The 21,260-nt window shown below is 40.2% G+C and carries 19 protein-coding genes and 2 pseudogenes; 16 read left to right on the top strand and 5 right to left on the bottom strand.

The features are described from left to right. Positions 1-86: 86 nt before the first annotated feature. The 3 genes from HLV59_RS18020 to HLV59_RS18010 are packed head-to-tail and all read left to right on the top strand — an operon-like array spanning position 87 to position 4,184. Positions 87-2,861 (top strand): type VI secretion system Vgr family protein, encoded by a 2,775-nt coding sequence (locus HLV59_RS18020; protein ID WP_171430502.1) that lies wholly within the window; start codon positions 87-89, stop codon positions 2,859-2,861. Then, the gene (locus tag HLV59_RS18750) at positions 2,851-3,744 is read left to right on the top strand and encodes a hypothetical protein (protein ID WP_228721988.1); all 894 of its coding nucleotides are present in this window, start codon (positions 2,851-2,853) and stop codon (positions 3,742-3,744) included. Before HLV59_RS18020 ends, HLV59_RS18750 begins: the two co-directional genes overlap by 11 nt. After that, positions 3,741-4,184 carry a hypothetical protein gene (locus HLV59_RS18010; protein WP_068564465.1) on the top strand — a complete coding sequence of 148 codons (444 nt, stop codon included), beginning with the start codon at positions 3,741-3,743 and terminating at the stop codon, positions 4,182-4,184. The genes HLV59_RS18750 and HLV59_RS18010 overlap by 4 nt, the downstream gene beginning before the upstream one ends. An 88-nt stretch (positions 4,185-4,272) precedes the next feature. Here HLV59_RS18010 and HLV59_RS18840 read toward each other — a convergent pair. Beyond that, positions 4,273-4,392 (bottom strand): annotated as a pseudogene (locus HLV59_RS18840) (4Fe-4S dicluster domain-containing protein); the annotation flags it as partial. Between the two features lie 15 nt (positions 4,393-4,407). Between HLV59_RS18840 and HLV59_RS18000 the strand changes: the two are divergent. Together HLV59_RS18000 and HLV59_RS17995 are read left to right on the top strand one after the other, a co-directional pair. After that, positions 4,408-4,770 (top strand): hypothetical protein, encoded by a 363-nt coding sequence (locus tag HLV59_RS18000; RefSeq protein ID WP_171430501.1) that lies wholly within the window; start codon positions 4,408-4,410, stop codon positions 4,768-4,770. 25 nt (positions 4,771-4,795) lie between these two features. Further along, positions 4,796-5,272, top strand: coding sequence for a hypothetical protein (locus tag HLV59_RS17995; protein WP_171430500.1), 477 nt, complete (start codon positions 4,796-4,798; stop codon positions 5,270-5,272). Positions 5,273-5,360: 88 nt separating this feature from the next. Here the strand turns inward: HLV59_RS17995 and HLV59_RS17990 are convergent, their stop codons facing one another. Further along, positions 5,361-6,062 carry an SDR family NAD(P)-dependent oxidoreductase gene (locus HLV59_RS17990; RefSeq protein ID WP_171430499.1) on the bottom strand — a complete coding sequence of 234 codons (702 nt, stop codon included), beginning with the start codon at positions 6,060-6,062 and terminating at the stop codon, positions 5,361-5,363. 809 nt (positions 6,063-6,871) lie between these two features. On the opposite strand from HLV59_RS17990, the gene HLV59_RS17985 reads away from it, so the two are divergent. The 4 genes from HLV59_RS17985 to HLV59_RS17970 all read left to right on the top strand — a co-directional run bounded on the left by HLV59_RS17985 (position 6,872) and on the right by HLV59_RS17970 (position 9,265). After that, entirely contained in the window at positions 6,872-7,573 is a 702-nt protein-coding gene (locus HLV59_RS17985; RefSeq protein ID WP_016144001.1) for a DUF1003 domain-containing protein, read from the top strand. A 111-nt stretch (positions 7,574-7,684) separates the two neighbouring features. Further along, the gene (locus HLV59_RS17980) at positions 7,685-8,350 is read left to right on the top strand and encodes an RluA family pseudouridine synthase (protein WP_061874743.1); all 666 of its coding nucleotides are present in this window, start codon (positions 7,685-7,687) and stop codon (positions 8,348-8,350) included. A gap of 128 nt (positions 8,351-8,478) precedes the next feature. After that, positions 8,479-8,859: a ribonuclease E inhibitor RraB gene (locus HLV59_RS17975; protein ID WP_016144003.1), complete on the top strand. Its 381-nt coding sequence runs from the start codon at positions 8,479-8,481 to the stop codon at positions 8,857-8,859. 28 nt (positions 8,860-8,887) lie between these two features. Beyond that, positions 8,888-9,265, top strand: a complete 378-nt coding sequence (locus HLV59_RS17970; protein WP_163120035.1) for a nuclear transport factor 2 family protein — start codon at positions 8,888-8,890, stop codon at positions 9,263-9,265. Positions 9,266-9,308: 43 nt separating this feature from the next. Here HLV59_RS17970 and HLV59_RS17965 read toward each other — a convergent pair whose 3' ends face one another. Beyond that, positions 9,309-11,399, bottom strand: a complete 2,091-nt coding sequence (locus tag HLV59_RS17965; protein ID WP_216606743.1) for a TonB-dependent receptor — start codon at positions 11,397-11,399, stop codon at positions 9,309-9,311. A gap of 74 nt (positions 11,400-11,473) precedes the next feature. Between HLV59_RS17965 and HLV59_RS17960 the strand changes: the two genes are divergently transcribed. Next, a complete protein-coding gene (locus HLV59_RS17960; protein ID WP_171430498.1) occupies positions 11,474-12,619 on the top strand; it encodes a DUF1624 domain-containing protein in 1,146 nt (381 codons plus the stop codon). 40 nt (positions 12,620-12,659) lie between these two features. Here HLV59_RS17960 and HLV59_RS17955 read toward each other — a convergent pair whose 3' ends face one another. Beyond that, positions 12,660-13,127: an Lrp/AsnC ligand binding domain-containing protein gene (locus HLV59_RS17955; RefSeq protein ID WP_001247568.1), complete on the bottom strand. Its 468-nt coding sequence runs from the start codon at positions 13,125-13,127 to the stop codon at positions 12,660-12,662. A gap of 136 nt (positions 13,128-13,263) precedes the next feature. Between HLV59_RS17955 and HLV59_RS17950 the strand changes: the two genes are divergently transcribed. From HLV59_RS17950 to HLV59_RS17930, 5 genes are all read left to right on the top strand, one after another. After that, a complete protein-coding gene (locus tag HLV59_RS17950; protein ID WP_119685560.1) occupies positions 13,264-14,529 on the top strand; it encodes a D-amino acid dehydrogenase in 1,266 nt (421 codons plus the stop codon). 19 nt (positions 14,530-14,548) lie between these two features. Then, positions 14,549-15,652: an alanine racemase gene (alr, locus tag HLV59_RS17945; protein WP_171430497.1), complete on the top strand. Its 1,104-nt coding sequence runs from the start codon at positions 14,549-14,551 to the stop codon at positions 15,650-15,652. Between the two features lie 10 nt (positions 15,653-15,662). After that, the gene (locus HLV59_RS17940) at positions 15,663-16,022 is read left to right on the top strand and encodes a RidA family protein (RefSeq protein WP_000071347.1); all 360 of its coding nucleotides are present in this window, start codon (positions 15,663-15,665) and stop codon (positions 16,020-16,022) included. Positions 16,023-16,183: 161 nt separating this feature from the next. Further along, entirely contained in the window at positions 16,184-17,623 is a 1,440-nt protein-coding gene (locus HLV59_RS17935; protein ID WP_031947069.1) for an amino acid permease, read from the top strand. Between the two features lie 373 nt (positions 17,624-17,996). Beyond that, positions 17,997-19,430 (top strand): amino acid permease, encoded by a 1,434-nt coding sequence (locus HLV59_RS17930; protein WP_171430496.1) that lies wholly within the window; start codon positions 17,997-17,999, stop codon positions 19,428-19,430. Positions 19,431-19,485: 55 nt separating this feature from the next. On the opposite strand, the pseudogene HLV59_RS17925 reads toward HLV59_RS17930, so the two are convergent. Next, positions 19,486-19,692, bottom strand: a pseudogene (locus HLV59_RS17925) (LysR family transcriptional regulator); the annotation flags it as partial. Between the two features lie 303 nt (positions 19,693-19,995). Between HLV59_RS17925 and HLV59_RS17920 the strand changes: the two are divergent. Further along, positions 19,996-21,186 carry a saccharopine dehydrogenase family protein gene (locus HLV59_RS17920; RefSeq protein WP_081175604.1) on the top strand — a complete coding sequence of 397 codons (1,191 nt, stop codon included), beginning with the start codon at positions 19,996-19,998 and terminating at the stop codon, positions 21,184-21,186. Positions 21,187-21,260 lie beyond the last annotated feature (74 nt).

Here is a 21,260-nt window from a genome sequence, read left to right as displayed (position 1 = left end):
TACATTTTGAAAATGAGTATAGATAGACAGATTAGTCTTTTTTTAATTAAAATGCGGTCTAAATATAAGTTTGATTGATAATAAAAATGCAGATGAGTGTGTCGAGTATATTGGAGCGTTTAGGCCTTGTTTCACAAAATCGCGCTGTTCATATCCAATTCTCAAATCAGTCTTTAAATCAGCAAGTCTTCTTGCAACGCATTGAGGGCGAACATACCCTCAACCAAGGTAGCGTTGCTGAGTTGCTGTGTCTGTCGACGAACGCGCATATTGCATTAAAACAATTTATTGGCTGTCAGGTTGCTGTCGATCAGGTCACTGACACAGGCCATTTTTTTAGAACGACAGGTATTATTACCGAAGCCAGCCAAGGGCAAAGCGACGGCTCACTCACTATTTATAATTTAAGCTTAAAAGACCCAACAGCACTTTGGCATAAACGCCGTAATAGCCGCGTGTTTATGAACAAAAGCGTGCGAGATATTAGCGAAATTCTGTTTAAAGAATGGCAGGGGAAAAGTCCTTTATTTGCCTCAAGCTTAACGCTCGACACATCTGGTTTAAGCAAAGACTACGATGTGCGTCCATTTGTGATGCAGTCAAATGAAAGTGATTATGACTTTTTAACCCGTTTGTGGCGTAGTGAAGGCATTAACTGGCTGGTCGATGAATCACAACTTTTTGTTGCTGACCCGAATGCGTCCATTCAGCCACAAGTCTTGCGCTTAATTGACGATAACCAAAATTATCAGGCGCTTGACCGTCGTAGCCTACGTTATCAACGCAGCAGCGCGACAGAACAGTTCGATACCATTACCCAAGTTAAAGCTGAGCGCCGCTTACAACCGACCTCTGTTCATGTGCAACGCTGGCAAGCCGATGCCCTACAACAAGAAGAAGGCAGTGGCAGTGTTCAAGGCACACAAAAGCACAGCGAACACTATGACAATGCCAGCCTGAACCTTGAAGATGCATGGCACGTCAGCCCCGCTTGGATGCAAGACTTAAACGGTGAAGACCAAGCGACAGCATCGGGCAATAGCCAGATCGAACAGTTAAACCAACATATTAATGCTTACCATCACCTGAGCTCTAAACAGTTTACGGTTTCGGGCAACGTCCGCGATGCACAAGTGGGTTACTGGTTTGAGCTGAATGACCATCCCGAACTCGACCAGCATGACAGTGCTGATAAAGAGTTCTTAATCTTAAGCAAGCACTACTATAACCAGAATAATTTACCGAAAGAATTACAACAGCAACTTGAGCACTTATTACCAAAAGACAAGCTTAAGGCAGCTCAACTCGATAGCCAAAACCCTGAGCAGCGCCACTATGCTGAGCTGAACGTGGTTCGTCGCAACATTAAAGCGGTGCCTGAATATAACCCACTAGAGCACCGACCAGCAGCTTACCCGCAGCGCGCTAGAGTGGTTGGATTAGAGGGTGAAAGCATTCATGTCGATCAGTGGGGACGCATTAAAGTCCGCTTCTTGTTTACCCGAACTGACGACCATAGTCATGATGGTGGAGCGGGAAGTAACGACAATGACACCGACTCGGCTTGGGTCGATGTACTCACCCCGTGGGCAGGTGCGGGTTATGGCGCACGCTTCTTGCCACGTGTCGGTGAGATCGTGGTGATCGATTTCTTTGACGGCAATATTGATCGCCCGTTTGTGGTGGGCCGTATTCATGAAGCTGAACGCCACCCAACGCAATTCGACCAGAAAGGGCAGTTACCCGAGACTAAAAAACTGAGTGGCATTCGCTCAGAAGAAGTCGACGGCAAAGGCTTTAACCAGCTACGTTTTGATGACACCACAGGCCAGATCAGTGCCCAGCTACAGAGTAGCCATGCAGCCAGTCAGCTCAACTTGGGTAACTTAAGCCATCCAAAAGACAAAGCGGAAAGTGACGGTCGTGGTGAGGGTTTCGAACTCAGAACAGACCAGTGGGGTGCAGTCAGAGCAGGCAGTGGCTTACTCATTACCACTCATAAACAGGACCAAGCTCAAGGTGTACACCTAGACGCGGCTGAGGCTAAACAGCAAATCGAAGGAGGCCTTAGCAATGCCAAGGCACTTAGTGAAGTCGCTAAAAATCAGCAAACTGACCCGTTAGAAAATTTAGAAAACCTAAAAACCTTTATTGAAAAACTTGAGCAGCAAGACAACGCAAAAGCCAAAACCTTTAAAGAGGCAATTATGCTGCTGGCGAGCCCAAATAGCATCGCGCTGAGCAGTAACGAAGACATTCACTTAAGCGCAGATGGGCAGCTAAACCAAACTGCTGGAGACAGCATTAACCTGTCTACTCAAAAGAACTTGATTGCACATGCCCAAAATAAAATTAGCCTTTTTGCAGCTCAAGAAGGGGCAAGACTCTATGCAGGCAAAGGCAAAGTTGAAATACAAGCACAAGGTGACGGAGCAGACTTAATTGCCCGTAAAGCTGTGCAGGTGATTTCGACTGAAGACAAAATCGAAGCGACCGCAGCCAAAGAAATTGTACTCACCGCAGGCGGCTCTCAAGTCAAAATTACTGGTTCGGGCATTTTTATGACCACAGGCGGTAAGTTTGAGGTGAAAGCTGGCCAGCATTTGTTTATGGGGGGCGGGAGTGTGAATAGTTCACTACCGTATTTACCTGAACAAGGAAAACAAAAATATGGTGTATGGTTTGATGTAATGGATAAACAAGGAAATAAACTGAAACCTGGCACGGAATATATTATTTTTGACGAAAATGATAAAGAAATTGAGCGCGGTAAGTTAGATCGAACTGGCTTAGTTAAGTTGGAAACAGAAGAGCCGAATAAGCAATATAAAATACATGTGGTGATAAACGATGGGTACTGAAGCACAAGCTTATGCTGATTTAGTTCGGACAACAATGGGAACGGTTAATCCTGTGCCAGCGATTGTACCAGTTAAACTTACAGTTTATACTCAAAGTTTTACAGCATTTATTGGTGGGGCTGCTGATAAATATCCTTTTATATATGGAGATGTAAAACTACCAGGTGTGGGAGATTCTTTAGGGCCTACAGAAATTGTTGGTAATTATGCAAAAAATTTTAATACGGGAAATACAAAAAATTTAAAACAATATTATGGCTATGAGGAGGCTTATAATAATAGAAAAGTAACTATTCCTGTAGCTTCAGGTAAAAGAAATGCTTTTAAAGATATTCTTGAGGTTTATACGAAAAATCCACAAACTCAAATTAATATTATAGGTCATAGTTTGGGTGGCTGGAATTCATCTGGTTTAGTTACAGAACTGAACAAAGCAGGGGTACCAGTCAATTTATTAATTACTATTGACCCTGTTGGAGTTTTATTATCAAAAACTACTCCTCCAAATATATTAGCGACTCCAGCAGTAAGAGCCCAAATTTATTTACTAGCACCACAACCTGTTGCAAATAATTGGATAAATGTTTTTTGTAAACCAAATAATAATGTTGTCAACGATATAAAGAATACGGTGGGATGGGAAGGCTATAAACCAAAATGGAAAGGGTATCATCCTAGCCCTACGAGTTATACAACAGATGATGCAATTGCTGATGCTGGAGGGCAATGGGATAGTTATCCAAAAGAACACAGCAATACATTTCATGAAACTAAATTTAGTCACGCTTGGTTTAGCAAAATGATGCGTGAAACAATACCTAGTATATCTAAATCACCCGAGCAAATATTGCAAACCGAATTAAAAAAGGTTCAAGTAAAATGAAATTTTTATCATGTATATGGATATTTTTATTATTTGGTTGTACTTCTAAAAATATAGATTATCAATCTACCGATATTAATTTTGGAAAATTTAAATATTTCCAATCTATGTATAGTGGAGAAAAAACATACCAAGGTTTTGTCACAAGCTCTTCTTCTTTAAAAGAAATTTCTGAAAAAAATGCATTTCCTATTTCTAAGCTAAATTGTTTGGAAAATCAGTTTATAGTAAGAGGTGGAGTAGACTTAGATTCAGAAGAAATTAATAATCAATTATATAAATATATGGCACATGTCGAAATATGTAAAAATGATGATTGTTCAGTCGATATTAAAAAAGCAAAAATTGATACTGAATGCAGAATTGAATTAAGAAAAAATTACTCAAATGATGCTTATCAATCAAATAAAGCAAAGTTGACGAATGCTAATTTTGAATAAAATCAATTTGTTGATGCTAAAGTTGATCTATAATTTATTAAGTTGAGAACTAGAAATGTAATAAACCCGCCAAAGCGGGTTTATTTATTTACATGTTCAGGTAGTTTGGACCACCGCCGTCTTCAGGTGTTACCCATGTTATGTTTTGAGATGGGTCTTTAATATCACAGGTCTTACAGTGAACATAGTTCGCTGCGTTAATAGTAAAAAGGGAGTCTTTCTAATGAAATTTAATAAATTGGCTATAATACTTTTAACTTTGAGTCTTTGTGGCTGTAGTAAGGATTATAATATTGAACCAAATAAGCTTCCGATAGCACATATTGGAAAAGAATATAATCAGACATTAAAAATTACTGGTGGAAGAGTGATACCACAGTCTTTTGAAGTAAAAGATAATTTTCCAAGTGATATGAATATCTCTATTGAGCCAATAGATCAAAATGAAGCGGATGCTTATAATAATTTAAAAATTTCTGGAGTTCCAAAACATAAGGGAACTTTTACGATTCATATGTATGCTGGTTTTTATGCTAGTGGGGATGGGAAGTTAGATAAGACCTATGAATTTGTAGTTAAAGAATAAAAGATATTTTTAATAAGAAGTAGATATGAAAAAGAATTTATTAATTACCGTACTAATTTCAATTTTCATCATACAGTCTTTATTAAATTATTACTTCTGGAACCGTACAAAAACACCCGAAATTCATGTTTTAGAAAAACCTTTAAAGATATATTCGTTTGAAGGTAAATATTCGAAAAATAGCACTTTGCCAGAATATTATATTTTACCAGAAGGTACTGTTTTATATGATGATAGTGACTCTTTAAACAGAAGAGTTATGGTATATTTCAACTTGCAAGGTGTTGATTTTAAGTTTGAAGAGCAAGATCCTGAAATATCTAAACAACCAAGTGAAGTACGTTCTATTAGAAGTACAGAGCTAAGTGATATTTTAAAAACTATTCCTTTAACTAAGAAAGATATTTATTTAATTATTAAATATGATGACAGCATAAATGATTCTGTACGCTCTATTTTGTTTAAAAAATACAAAATTGATCCTTCAGAATATGAAAAATAATAAAATAATTCATATGCATACAAGCTTAAAATTAAGGAAGTTCAGAGAAGCGTAGTTGATTACGCTTCTTCGGTCATAAGAAATAATTTTAAGCAGCTTGAATTGCTTCTCCACAAAGAGAAACAGTTTCTTGTTTGCGTTGGTGTAAGTACCAAAACTGCTCCGCAATGGTTTTTGGATGTACCGTGTAGCTTTTATCTTCTGTACCCGGCGTCCCATCAACGAAACCATTCACAATCACTTGGCTCACATAAACATTTGAGTCAGCGAGACTATGAGCAAGTAAGTTGGTGGTTTTATATTGGGCGGCGGCAGTAGTTGCTAATGATGAATATTCTTTGGCAACTAAATCGATACCCACTGCATCGAAAGCGAAAATCCCATTTGTCGATAAAATACTACCGTGGTTCTTTTCTAAATCACCTAGGCAAGCTTGTACCGTCGCGATATAGCTCGAAACGCGAATATGAAAGCTTTTGGTGAGCTCTAGTGGAGGGGTTTCTAAGATATTGCCTTCAATATCATGGAAGGCATTCCAGTGAATATTTTTAATCTCTCCGAATTGATCTTTAATACGATTAATAAGATTTGGTATATCTTCAAGAACAGCTAAATCACATGTAAAAGCGTAAGCTTCAATACCTTGTGTTTTAAGTTCTAAAATGGCTTTTTCGAGTTTCTCAGCATTACGTGCCACTAACCCGATTTTATAGCCTTCTTTACCAAACTTATGTGCTACGGCTTTGGAAATACCTGTTCCATAACCAAAAATTATAATATTGTTGTTCATTATAAAGTTCCAAAAAACCAATCATTTGGTTAGAAATAGTTTATAATATGTTTTTATAATGTATTCAAGCGCAAAAGTTATCTCTGAAAATAATATGATAAGAATAAACTAAAAAATCTTAGAAGTAGCAATGAAGAAGTTGCGTTTGAATGAGCCAGTTGGCTAAATGTCTGCTGATGAAAGAACTTCCAATTTAGTTTACAAGTTTTTTCTTGGTAAAATAAACCGAAAAATACAAATAAAGTGGAATTTAAATATAACTAATTATAGGTAAATGGGAATAAATTCTTTTAAATTTGCCTAATGGCGTAAAAATTCCCAAAAATTTTAAAAATTAGCTTTTCTTAGAAAAACAATCCCGCAGGGTGCTGGCTAAACTATATCTCAAGGGTGTGATAGGGATCGAAAAGAGTAGCATGCACCAAAACGTATAACGTTAGTGTGTACTCACCCAAAAGGTCTCGATTCGGCTTAGGACGCTATAGATCAAAAGTTTATAGGCATAAGGTTCTAACTTACAAAGTTATAATTGTTGAAGTAAACCATAGATGTTTTCCCTTGACACCCTAAAAAATTCTCTATAATAAAAATAATACTTTGCAAAAATATAATATATTAATAAGCCTTATCTTTCTGCGCTACCTCCTGACATTCAAATCTCATCATATGAAGCCTGTGATGTCTGTCTCTCGAAAAATAGTACCAGCGACTTTACAGATTTTAGGCTAGATCACTATTTTTATTTACGATGTGATCAGCCAAAATTGTTTATATAATAATCTTATTATCATAATAACGAGCTGAATAATATGGAGAATAAAAATCAGTGTCGGCAATGCGCCGTTTGTGGAAAGAGCTTTCCCTTAAAAGATCTGGTGTCTGGTGAAGTCATCCGTAACGTGATTAGCGACGAAATTTTAAAAGACTATCCAGATTGGAATTACTCAAACTTTATTTGTCGGGCCGATCTGGCCGATTATCGAATTAAATATGTGCAGTCTCTATTACGGTCAGAAAAGGGTGAGTTATCTAATTTAGAAAATGAAGTTATTGGTAGTATGCAACGCCATGAGTTGATTAGCCGAAATACCGAATCAGATTTTGATCAAAATTGGACATTTGGAGAAAAGCTAGCAGATAAGATCGCAACCTTTGGTGGTAGTTGGGCTTTCCTGATTTGTTTTGCTTTATTTTTGACAGGTTGGATTATTTTAAACACGGTGGTGATGGTCGTACGTCCTGTTGACCCTTATCCCTTTATTTTGCTGAATTTAGTGTTGTCATGTTTAGCTGCAATTCAAGCGCCTATTATTATGATGAGTCAGAATCGCCAAGAAGCTAAAGATCGGCTGCGTTCCCAACATGATTATCAAATTAATTTAAAAGCTGAGCTTGAAATTCGCCATTTGCATGAAAAAATGGATCACCTTTTGTCGCATCAGTGGGAAAGGCTTGCACATATTCAAGAAATTCAGCTTGATCTTTTGGCTGAAATGAATAAAAAACGATAAAGTTTTTCCGAGTTTCACGTGGAACATGAGTAGAGTGCTATAGATTATTTTGCGGTAGATCTGAAATTTCTTTATGATTTGCCGCCATGCTCCATTGCTGTTTCTACGACCATGCCTTTAAACGACAATTTTGTTTACGCTCCGCCACAAGATCCGCTTTCAATTTTATTTGAAGATGACGATTTGGTTGTGGTTGATAAACCTGCGGGCCTGTTGTCGGTCATGGGACGTTTACCTGAGCATCATGACAGTGCTTATTTACGGGTGTTAGAAAAGTTCCCTTTGGCTAAAGTCACCCATCGTTTAGATATGGCAACATCAGGCTTGCTTATGTTTGCTAAGCATCGCGATGCAGAAGTGGCGGTAAGTAAAATGTTTCAGGCCAGAACAGTCAAAAAACATTATATTGCTTTGGTACAAGGCCAAGTCGCAGAAGAGGGCAGCGTTGAAGTTCCACTCATTACCGACTGGGAAAATCGTCCAAGACAAATTGTACATTTTGAGTTAGGCAAACATGCCAAAACCTTATTTCAGCCCTTGGTTTATGATGAAAAAACAGATCAAAGTCGAGTATTACTTGAACCAGTAACAGGGCGTTCACATCAGTTACGTGTGCACATGATGCATATTGGTCATCCGATTATGGGGGATAAGCTTTATCATCCTGAGCCTAAACGTTTTCACTTAAACCGCATGGCCTTACATGCTGCATATTTGGCTTTCCAGCATCCATTAAATGGAACGGATGTGGCGATTGAATCAGAGGTGCCTTTTTAAAATTTATATACAATTAAAAATTTAATTTGATGCAATTGGGAACGGAATATATACCCAAACTGCAATAAAAGTCGGGTATTCTTGATGTCGAATAATATTAATACTGCGACAACAACAAGGATCACTTTATGACTCGTGACTACGAACAATTTCCAGATGACGATAACGGCAACGTACTTTGGCAAATGGCTGAAGATGGGGATGATTTAACCGAGCTGCATGAAATTGAATTTTCTATTGCTTTTCAAGATCAGAAAAATGCAGAGCAATGCGCACTCTATTTGCTTTACCAAGAACAAAAAGTTTCGCTTTTCCAAGATGATTCTGTTGAGCCAAATGAATGGGTGATTACCATCTTTGTCAACATGGAACCTGAGTACTCAGATATTGTTGATTTAGAGCAATGGTTTGCCAGTATCGCTGAGAAATTTCAAGGCGAATATGATGGATGGGGCTGTATGGCTTATGTCTTCGAGGAAGGCGAAGACGAAGATGACCTGTTGCAGTAAGGTCTAAAATAAAGAGTAGGAGATAAATATGAACTTATCTCAAAAACAAATTGCAGTACGGTTTTTAGAGCTTGCCGCAGCTGGTGAAGTTGATGAAGCCTATAGCAATTACACTGCGCCGAACTTCAAGCATCACAACCCTTATTTTGCAGGTGATGCGACTTCTTTGAAGGAAGGTATGCGTGAAAGTGCAATTGAAACTCCTAACAAAGTCTTTGATGTTCAACATGTCATTGAAGAGGGTGATTTGGTTGCTGTGCATTCAAAACTTGAAATGCAAATGAACGGCTTAACCACCTTAGCCGTCGTTCATATTTGTCGTTTTGAAAAGGGTAAAATTGCTGAGTTTTGGGATATCGGTCAAGTGCAGCCCGACCCTCTCATCAATGAAAATAGTATGTTTTAATGAAAAGCCCGAAATAATTCGGGCTTTTTTATTTATGTATGAATTAAAACTTCCATTGTGCCGAGATTGAAGCATTAAGTGGTTCACCTGGTTGAACCCACAAATCGCTATAGCTTGAAACATAGTAAATTTTATCAAACAGGTTGTTCACATTGAGCTGATAGCGTAAACGGTCAGATGGGGCATAGTAGCCATTTAAATTGACCAATGTATAACTCGGTAAATTAAAGCCATTATCAAGGTTATGTCCGCTGCGCTCGCCAACATAGGTGAGGTTAGCTCCTACACCTGCTTTTCTCGGACCTTCTTGTAGAAATTCATAATTAGTACTTACAGCACCTTGGTGTTTTGGAACATTGCTCAGACGGGCGCCTTTTGCCAAGTCTTGGTCTTTTTCGATTTGAGCATCGGTATAACTATAGTTAGCATTGACGAACCAGCGATCATTGATCTGGCTATTTAAGTCAAACTCAATCCCTTTACTACTCACTTCACCTGCTGCGGTTTGAAAATTACTGTCGATTGGATCGGTTGTCAGTACATTCTGTTTTTTCATTTTAAACAAAGCGAGACTCAGCACACTTTGGTCGTTTATTTTATATTTGGTACCAACTTCATAGCTTTCGCCTTTTTCAGGGGCAAAAGTCTGACCATTTCGGTTCATACCACTATTCATGGCAAATGAGCGGCCATAGTTGGTATAAAAAGCCCATTGCTCAGAAGCTTTAAAATTTACTCCGAAACGCGGACTATTTTGATGAAGGGTCTGGTTGCTTTCAGTCTGGGTCAGGTGATTCTTAAAATCTTGTTCGACCTGATCAAAACGGTTGCCGAAAAGCACACTCCACTGATCATTGAAAAAGATCTGATCTTGTAGATTAAGTGCAAAGTAACGCTGCTGTTCTTTGGTGTTGGTAAACGGTGCTAAGTTTGGTAAATATTTGCCATATTCAGGTTGGTAAATATCAATTGTGTTTGGTGAGCCTGTACTGTGGTTGCGACGAAGTTGGTTTTGCTTATAGTCGAGTTGACCAAGCTCGGTTGAAAGTAAAATTTCATGACGAGCCCATGATGTATCAACCTTGCCAAGTAACTCTGTCTGAGCCAGCACATCTTCACTCGTATAATCACGATAGCGGCGTTGGCGCTCTAAAGTATGACCATCGGCCTGCATACGTCGTGGTTCGGTTGAAAAGCCGATCATTTGAGCGTCTTTATAACTGACCGCACTATTCAGTTTCCAGTCAGGGTTAAATTCATGATTAAGACGTAACTGGTAAAAGTAGTCTTTTACTTTCATATCGCCGTCATCAGGCTCGCCTGTAAAGGTTTCTGGGTCCATCACAAACTGATGATTGACTGTGCTTACCCCGCGGTCAAAGGTTCCTTTGTGCTCTGTAAATTCACTGTCAAAGTCGAGTTGCGTTTGGTCAGAAATTTTCCATGTGAGCTGTGGTGAAAAGAACCAGCGTTCACTGCTGACATGATCACGAAAGCTTTGATTATCTTCATGAACCACTGCTACACGATAGGCCAGTTCATCGTTAATTGGGGAGGTGTGTTCTAGACTTATTCGATATTGTTCTTGAGTATTGGCACGTAGGTTAACTTCACTTTCGCTTTCCCACTGTGGTTTTTTACTGTTGAGGTTAAGCAAACCTCCTGTTTCTCCGCGGCCATATAAAGCCGCCATTGGCCCTTTTAAAAACTCTAAAGATTCAATATTTACGACATCTTTTGGAGCGCTAATCCCTCGGTTGACACTCAAGCCGTTACGGATCATAGAGGCACCTAAGTTGGGATCGGTACTAAAACCACGGAAAGAGTAATTATCCCAAAAGCCGCCACCAAAACTGTTTTGATGAAAAACCCCACTCACCAAGCTTAATGCGTCATCAATCCGTTGAACGTCTTGTTGTTCCATTATTTGTTTAGAAAGATAAGCACGGTTAAAAGGGACATCTAAAACATCGTGAGTAAATTTAGTCGCCGAGCTATTTTGGCTCACATCTTCTCGGGTGCTTTCAGCCTGAACACGTATGGTCTCAAGTACCGTTGATGTTTCTTCTCCCCAAGTGAGTGTTGATATAAAAGAAAGACCCAACGAAGACAACAATCCTAATTTGTGTCGCATAAATCATCAGCCATAAAAGACAAAAGGAAATAAATGTAATAGTATAACGTTACATTATTTTATTGATTACCGCTATGCCTATAGAAAAAAATATTGAACGTTTACAGTCGATTGATGCATTGCGTGGTTTGGTTATCATCATTATGTTGCTCGACCATGTAAGGGAAACTTTCTATTTACATAAACAAGTTATCGATCCAATGGACGTAACAGTAACAGAACCGGCTTTATTTGGCAGTCGATTATTGGCACATATTTGCGCTCCAGTTTTTGTACTTTTAACCGGAATTTCCGCTTTTTTATTTCAATCAAAAAAACAAGATTTACAGCAAACGCGTGCTTTTCTACTAAAACGTGGCTTATTTTTGATTGTGCTAGAACTTACGCTTGTGAATTTTGCATGGACAGCGACTTTTCCACCTGAAGTCATTTATTTACAGGTGATTTGGGCAATTGGTATTAGCATGGTGGTGCTAGCGTGCTGTGTGAGTTTACCGTTACCAGTCATTGCGGGCGCAGGGTTGGTGATTGTTTTTGGGCACAATTTATTAGATTCAGTACACTTCTCACAAGGCGTCTTACAAAATATATGGTTCGTTTTACATGATCGTGGCTGGCTTGAGTTTGCGGGCATAAAACTTCGTACAAGTTATCCCGTTTTACCTTGGATTGGTGTGATTTTACTGGGCTATGCTTTAGGTCAGTTCTTTAGCTCAAAATATACTGCAAAGCAAAGAACCCGCGCTTTACTCAGTATTGGTTTAGCAAGTATCGGATTATTTGTTTTACTGCGTTTTATCAATGTCTATGGTGACCAGCCATGGCAACATTTTGAGTCATTACAACTGACGTTAATGAGCTTTTTTAACCTCACTAAGTATCCACCATCTTTATTATTTATTTTGCTAAATGTTGGAATTGGCTTGCTAGTGCTCGTTGCTTTTGAACGTATGCAGCAATACTCGTTTTTAAAGCCATTGGTCGTATTTGGTTCGGTGCCGATGTTCTTTTATTTATTGCACTTATATGTGTTGAAACTGATGTATGTTTTCGCACTCAGTGTCTGGGGAGCTAACTATGGAAATTATTTGTCGTTGGACCATGTGTGGATGCTGTGGCTAATTACGATTGCGCTGTCTTTTGCACTCTATCCAGCGGTTACATGGTTCTCGAAATTTAAACATCAAAATAAACATATTTCGATTTTAAAATATTTCTAATTCAGGAATGTGAGTAAAGCGAGTTTAGAGAGAACTCGCTTTACTTGCTTACGTCTAGATATAGGGTTTCTTTCACTTCTTCCATGACGACATAACTGTGTGAAGATGCGGAAGCAGGAAGTTTCTTTAGGAGATCTCCCAATAAGCGGCGGTATGCGCTCATTTCTTTTAAGCGCGCTTTTACAAGGTAGTCAAACTCACCTGAAATAAGATGACATTCGAGCACTTCAGGAATCTCAACGAGGTCTCTGGCCACTTGGTCAAATACATCGCCAGATTTGGCAGATAACTTAATTTCTAAAAAGACCAGTAGGTTACGGTCTACGTAAGCTGGGTTTAGACGGGCGTAATAACCCATGATAATACCATCGCGCTCAAGGCGTTTTACACGCTCTGAACAGGGGGTGGTAGACAGGTTGACTCTCGATGCCAATTCACTAATCGCAATTCGTCCTTCGCGCTGCAAAATGTCCAGAATCATGCGATCTATACGATCTAAGGGGCGCATAGATATTTCCTCTTTTTTTAAAATTCTCGCGAGAAAAACATAAATTTACCTAGATTATACCCTGAAAAATAGTGAAATAAACTATTGAAGCAGAAATATACTAGTGAAATAAACTGGTGTGCGTGAGGGAATGGAAATGCGCGTAATTGTATTAGGTAGCGGCGTTATCGGAGTGGCAAGTGCCTATTATCTAGCTCAACAAGGAGCTGAGGTCACTGTTCTTGACCGTCAGGCAGGTCCTGCTGAAGAAACAAGCTTTGGTAATGCAGGTCAAATTTCGCCAGGGTATTCGACCCCTTGGGCAGCACCAGGAATCCCTTTTAAAGCTGTGAAGTGGATGTTCCAACACCACGCACCGCTTGCCATTAATTTAGATGGCAGCATGTGGCAGTTACAGTGGATGGCGCAAATGCTAAAAAACTGTAATCCACAAAGTTATGCTGTGAACAAAGAACGTATGATGCGCGTGGCTGAATACAGCCGTGATTGTTTACGTGAGTTAAGAAAAGATACAGGTATTAACTACGAAAACCGCGCGAAGGGGACTTTGCAGTTATTCCGCAAAGAAGCACAAATGGAAGCGGTTCAACGCGACATTAGCGTGCTTGAAGAGTGCGGCGTAAGCTACGAATTATTAAATGGCAACGAACTTGGTCGTGTAGAACCAGCGTTGGCAAATGCGCAAGATAAACTCGTTGGTGGTTTGCATTTACCAAATGACGAGACAGGTGACTGTTATTTATTTACCAATGCTTTAGCTCAAATTGCTAAAGAGTTGGGTGTTAACTTCCAGTTCAACCAAAACGTAGAAAAATTGATTGTTGAAGGCGATGAAATTAAGGGCGTTCAGGTCAATGGTAAGGTCTTAACTGCAGATCGTTATGTCCTAGCGTTTGGTAGCTATTCACGTGATTTCTTGAAACCACTTGATCTACAGTTGCCTGTATATCCTGTGAAAGGTTATTCGTTGACGATTCCAATTGTTGACCCTGCTTTTGCTCCGCAATCTACAGTGCTTGATGAAACCTACAAAATTGCGATTACTCGTTTTGACCAACGTATTCGCGTAGGTGGTATGGCAGAGTTAAGCGGTTTCAATTTAGGTTTAAATGAAGACCGCCGTGCAACCTTGCAAATGGTGACTCAAGACTTATTCCCGGGCGGCGATATGGCACAGGCGTCTTTCTGGACTGGTCTACGTCCAATGACTCCAGACAGTACCCCAATTATTGGTGCAACTCGCTTTAAAAATCTGTTCTTGAATACAGGTCACGGTACTTTAGGTTGGACCATGGCGTGTGGTTCAGGAAAATTAATTAGTGACATCGTATTGAATCATAAGACTGATATCAGTACCGATGGTCTTTCAATTCAGCGTTATTCACACGCGCATGCTGCATAACGGGCGTTAGGAATTAATTATGCCTCGTCCTATTACCGCAGTGATCCACCGTCAAGCCTTACAAAATAACTTGGCAGTGGTACGCAAGGCTATGCCAAACAGTAAGGTCTTTGCCGTTGTAAAAGCCAATGCTTATGGACACGGAATTGAACGTGTTTATGAAGCATTTAAAGCAGCAGATGGCTTTGCTTTACTTGATCTTGATGAAGCAAAACGAATTCGTGCTCTAGGTTGGACAGGTCCAATTTTGTTGCTCGAAGGGATTTTTTCTCCTCAAGACTTATTTGATTGTGTGCAGTATCAACTCAGTTTCACTATTCATAGTGAAGCGCAAATCGAGTGGGTAGAAAAGCATCCTTATCCAGCCCAATTTGATGTTTGCCTAAAAATGAACAGTGGTATGAACCGTCTTGGTTTTAAACCACAACACTATGTTCAGGCGTGGGAACGTTTGAACAATTTGGCGAACGTATCCAAGATTACGCACATGATGCATTTTTCAGATGCAGATGGTGATCGTTTCGGCCAGCAAGGTATCGATTATCAAATCACTGCATTTGAAGAAATTATTAAAGATTTACCGGGTGAAAGGTCGATAAGTAATAGCGCGGCAATTCTGCGCTATCAAGACCAGCTCAAATCAGACTATGCACGTAGCGGCATCATGCTCTATGGCAGCTCGCCAGACTACCCGACGCATAGTATTGCGGACTGGGGCTTACAACCGACCATGAGCTTACGCAGTGAAATTATTTCCGTTCAGCATTTAGAACCGAATGAAAGCGTAGGTTATGGCTCAAACTTTGTCGCAGAGCAGCCCATGACGATTGGGATTGTCGCTTGTGGCTATGCCGATGGTTATCAGCGTATTTCACCAACAGGAACGCCTGTTTTAGTGGACTCTGTTCGCACTCGCACAATTGGCCGTGTCAGCATGGATATGTTGGCAGTCGATTTAACGGGCATTGAGAGTGCCAAAGTCGGCAGTGAAGTCGTGCTTTGGGGTCAATCAAGTACAGGCATCGTTTTACCTATTGATGATGTCGCAGTTTCATCTGGTACGGTGGGCTATGAACTGATGTGTGCTGTCACCGCCCGTGTTCAATTTATTAATCAGGTATAAGGAAATCCGAATGTCTAATTCAGATATACAAAAGATTAACACTAACGAAGTCATGAGTGCCGTGACTGTTTTTAACAAAGTGGTTTATCTGTCAGGTCAGGTACCTAAAAATACCGAACAAGACGTGGCAGGTCAAACTCGTGAAATTCTTGCAACGATTGATGAACTTTTGGCATTAGCCAATACAGATAAATCTCGTTTGCTCTCTGCACAGCTCTATTTAAAAAATCTTTCTGACTTTTCAACTGTAAATGCAATTTGGGTTGACTGGTTAAAAGGGTGTGTTGCTCCATCGCGTGCCACAATTCAGGCCGATTTGGTCAATCCAGATTGGTTAATTGAAATTGCCGTGACGGCAGCACAAAAGTAATTCGTTTTTACTCCAAAAATGATGATGTATCTAACAGAAGGAAGATAGATACGGTTTAACCAGTCATTTTTGGTGAACAGATTCAGTGACCTATGGCATACGGTTCGATTTACGCTATAGGTTGCTGATCTTAACAAAGGAATTCAAAAAGGAATTTTAATATGACAACGGCTCGTCATTCAGATACAGACAATTCTCCTGATCATCTGCAACGAAAACTGTCTAACCGTCATTTACAACTGATTGCTATTGGCGGTGCAATTGGAACCGGCCTATTTATGGGTTCGGGCAAAACTATCTCCCTCGCAGGTCCTTCAATTCTTTTAATCTATATGATTATTGGAGGAATGTTCTTTTTCTTAATGCGTGCAATGGGCGAGTTGCTCCTTGCAAATCTGCATTACAAATCTTTTGTTGATATGGCTCATGACCTGATCGGACCTTGGGCTGGTTATTATTTGGGCTGGACCTATTGGTTAGGTTGGGTGCTGGTCGGTATTGCGGACCTTTCAGCGGTCATTAACTATTTGAGCTTCTGGTTGCCCGATGGTGCAAGTTTCTCACCAATACAGCAGGCCATGATTAGTGCTGGCTGTGTATTGTTTGTGATGGGTCTTAACCTACTTACAGTACGCCTATTTGGTGAAATCGAATTCTGGTTTGCACTCATTAAGATTTTGGCAATTATTGGCCTGATCGGAGTGGGTGGCTATATGATTTTCAGCCATTTCCAAGCCCCGCAAGGCGCTGTTGCCAGCATTAGTAATGTTTGGTCACACGGCGGTTTATTCCCGAAAGGTACAGAAGGCTTCTTGGCAGGATTCCAGATTGCCGTATTTGCTTTTGTCGGGGTTGAATTGGTCGGCACAACAGCTGCTGAAACTAAAGATCCCCAAAAGAACTTACCGAAAGCAATTAACGCGATTCCGGTACGTATTATTTTGTTCTATGTGTTGGCACTCTTTATTGTGATGTCAGTAACGCCTTGGGATCACATTCGTGCAGACAAAAGTCCATTTGTTGAGTTGTTCTTAAATGCGGGTATTCCGGTTTCTGCAATCATCATGAACTTGGTGGTGCTATCTTCGGTGATGTCTTCTATGAACAGCGGTGTGTTTTCAACTAGCCGTATGTTGTTTGGATTATCAAAAGATGGCCAGGCACCTGGAGCATTTGGACGCTTATCAAAACGCGCAGTTCCTTCAAATGGTTTGATTTTCTCTTGTACGTTTATCATGGGCGGGGCGGTACTTCAGTACTTTGTTCCAAACACCATGGAAGCATTTACTTTGGCAAGTTCACTCTGTGTGATTCTATTCATTAGTGTCTGGAGTCTCATTATGGTGTGCTATTTGCGCTACCGTAAATTACGTCCTGAATTACATGAAAAATCAACATTCAAAATGCCGGGTGGCGTTTGGATGAGTTATGTTGTTTTGGCATTCATGCTTTTCACTTTAGTCATCTTGGCATTAGAGCCAGATACTTTAAAGGCTTTATATGTCAGTCCAGTATGGTTGGTTATTTTAGGCGTCACATATCATGTGCTCTATAAACCACGCATGAAAAAGCTAGGACGTGAACTCGTCAACGATCATTAAGTTTTAATTAAAAAGCCAATCCATCATGATTGGCTTTTTTTATTTTTATTGGATTTTTTATCGGAATAATATTGTTTATTTTTGGATCAATAGAGCAATTTGGAGGGTGTTGGCAAAGTACTTTTAGGATGATCACATGCTACACTTCGGCTAATCTGGAGTACCCAGATCGATTAATTAAAATTGCCGTGAAGGCAGTACATAAATAATGTGACTTAAAAAAAATCAGGACAAACGATTTATCAATTAAGGAAAAAATATACTTGAACATCTTGTCCTGAGGTATAGACTCAGCAACCCACGATATACGGTTCGTTTTTCTCCCTATAGGTTGCTGATTCTAATTAAGCAAAATATAAAAAGGACTTCTAATATGACAATGGTTCATCATTCTGATGAGGCAAGCTCCCCTGATCATTTACAACGGAAATTAAATAATCGCCATCTACAAATGATTGCAATTGGTGGTGCAATTGGAACCGGCTTATTTATGGGCTCGGGCAAAACCATCTCCCTCGCAGGTCCTTCAATCCTCGTTATCTACATGATAATTGGTGGCATGTTCTTTTTTCTGATGCGTGCATTGGGTGAACTACTGCTTGCTAACTTACATTACAAATCATTTGTCGATATGGCTTATGATTTGATCGGACCATGGGCTGGCTATTATATAGGCTGGACTTATTGGTTAGGCTGGGTACTGGTCGGTATTGCTGATTTGTCTGCGGTCATTAACTATTTAAGTTTCTGGTTGCCCGAAGGCGCCAGTTTCTCACCCATGCAACAAGCCATGATTAGTTCAGGCTGTGTACTATTCATTTTAGGGCTTAACTTGCTTACCGTTAAGCTATTTGGTGAAGTTGAATTTTGGTTTGCGCTGATTAAGATTTTGGCGATTATTGGCTTGATTGGAGTGGGCGGCTACATGATCCTCACACATTTCCAAGCTCCTCACGGTGATGTTGTGAGCATCAGTAATGTCTGGTCTCATGGCGGTATCTTTCCAAAAGGTGTAAGCGGATTTTTGGCAGGTTTTCAGATTGCCGTGTTTGCCTTCATTGGCGTTGAACTGATTGGTACAACTGCTGCTGAAACGAAAGATCCGCAAACGAATCTGCCAAAAGCGATTAATGCTATTCCGTTGCGTATTATCCTGTTCTATGTGTTGGCGCTCTTTGTCGTAATGTCAGTGACACCTTGGAATCATATCCGTGCAGATAAAAGCCCGTTTGTTGAGTTGTTCTTAAATGCCGGTATTCCGATTTCAGCCATCATTATGAACTTGGTAGTACTGTCTTCGGTGATGTCTTCAATGAATAGCGGTGTGTTTTCAACCAGTCGTATGCTGTTCGGTTTGTCGCAAGATGGTCAGGCACCAAGTGCCTTGGGACGTTTATCAAAACGTGCAGTGCCATCAAATGGTTTAATCTTCTCATGTATTTTCATTATGGGCGGGGCAGTGCTTCAGTACTTTGTTCCAAACACCATGGAAGCATTTACTCTGGCAAGTTCACTCTGTGTCATTTTATTTATTAGCGTCTGGATTTTGATCATGGCGTGCTATTTACGTTATCGTAAAACGCGTCCTGAGCTTCATGCAGCATCAACCTTTAAAATGCCGGGTGGTGTGCTAATGGCGTATGTTGTGATTGCATTCTTCTTGTTTACTTTGGTGATTTTGGCGCTCGAGCCAGATACATTAAAAGCGGTATATGTGAGTCCACTATGGTTAGTGGTTTTAAGCGTAACTTATTTTGTGTTCTATAAGCCACGTATAAGAAAATTGGGTCAAGAAACTTTTGATTAATGATTCATAGTTTCAAAAAAGCCAATCATCAGTGATTGGCTTTTTTATTTGATATTTAATCAACTAACAAATGTTGGTATTTATCGGCTTGTTTGCGTAAATAATCCCAAACTAACTTAATGTATGGTTCATGTTGTAAATCAATAAAGGTCAGCATCCAAAACGTGTGGGTAAAGCGAACTTGTTCAGCTAAAAGGGTTTCAAGCTCAGATTTATCCTCTGCTAGAAATTTGGGTAATATGGCTAAACCTACACCTGCACTTTCCGAGTGATTCTTTTTTCATGCGCGGGCCTACTCATTGGCATACTCGATAGTGGCTAGGTAATTGAACACTTTGTTCATAGGTGAACAGAGCTAGTGCAAAAACCTAGTTACCACAGAACTAAGTATCATCTTCCAGACGGGTAATGCCCCCATCAAGCGTTTTGCCCCCATTCACTCTACAACATCCTACCTAGATAAGTGAGTACGGGAATATTTATTAATTTAAAATAACATGTGTTGCGATAATTATTGGAAGCTGATAGATTTATCATAACAACTGTTTTTTTAAAGGATAATGTTATGCATGTTCTTGCAATAGGAGGTGCAGGCGTAATGGGGCGCGCTGCGCTGTATGCAGTACGAGATTTTCCCGAAGTTGACCAAATTACGATTGCTGATATTAACTTATCAGCAGCAAACTCAGCGGCAAAAGACATCGGTACTAAAGCCGTTCCCATGAAACTAGACATCATGGACGAGGAAGCCTTGGCTCGTGCTATAGGCACTGCCGATGTAGTGCTTAACACGTCAGGTCCTTTTTTCCGGTTTGGTCTCCATGTGCTTAAGGCGACAATTGCGGCTGGCCGTCCATATTTTGATATTTGTGACGATGCTGAGCCCACACTGGACATGCTCAAGCTCGACCATCAGGCACGTGAAAGTGGTACTGTCGCCGTAGTTGGAATTGGGGCTAGTCCAGGGTTAACCAACTTGTTGGCTGTCAAGGCATATAGAGAGCTTGATTCTGTCGACCGTCTGATCACTGGCTGGAACGTCGACGGTAAGATTGCTGAGGAAGAATTTAAACAGAAAAAGGAGCAAACTCCTGCAGCTTTTGTGCATTGGCTAGAGCAGTTAACTGGTAGTATTCCTGTTTTTTCGCATGGTAAGCCACAGTATCGAAAACCGCTTGAACCTGTGCTAGTGAACTATCCTGGTCTTGGGAAACGAAAACTGTATCGTGTTGGCCACCCTGAGGCGATAACACTCGGATATAACTTCACCGAACTTACCGAAGCACCAAACCTTATGGTGTTGGGTACAGAAGTACGTATTTTTTTAGAGTCTCTGGCCAAAAAAGTGGACAAGGGTGAACTAACTGTTGATGAGGCTGCTGATTGTCTTGCACAGCAACGTGTTGCTGGAATAATCAGCCTAGGAGGGTTTTTACGCATTTTTCTTGGCAAGCTACAGCGTCAGATAGATTTACCTGAGGCATTTGCCTTGGCTGAAGGGCATAAGAACGGTAAACCCTCTACTGTGGCGTGTGCAGTAATGTCTCTTCCTACTTTCGATTTGGGGGCTTGTACAGGTATACCAATGGCAGTGGCTTTGCGCCTTTATCTAGATAAAAAAATCAGTCAACCGGGTGTTCATGCTCCAGAAACCATTATTGATCCCGATGACTTCTTTAAGGCCTTTCTGCCTTATTGTCGAGTACCTTTTATACCGACTTCTATTGAAGAGTTGTTAGAGGTTCGGCGAAGCTAGAACGGAGATTGTGTCATACAAGTGAAACACAAAACAGATGCAATTTGACCTCGAAGGAGAGGAGAACAGTGAAT

The organism is Acinetobacter lactucae (assembly GCF_013122135.1).
GTDB lineage: Bacteria > Pseudomonadota > Gammaproteobacteria > Pseudomonadales > Moraxellaceae > Acinetobacter > Acinetobacter lactucae.
The sequence above is the reverse complement of the archived record's forward strand: the minus strand, read 5'-3'. Positions and strand labels throughout refer to the sequence as shown.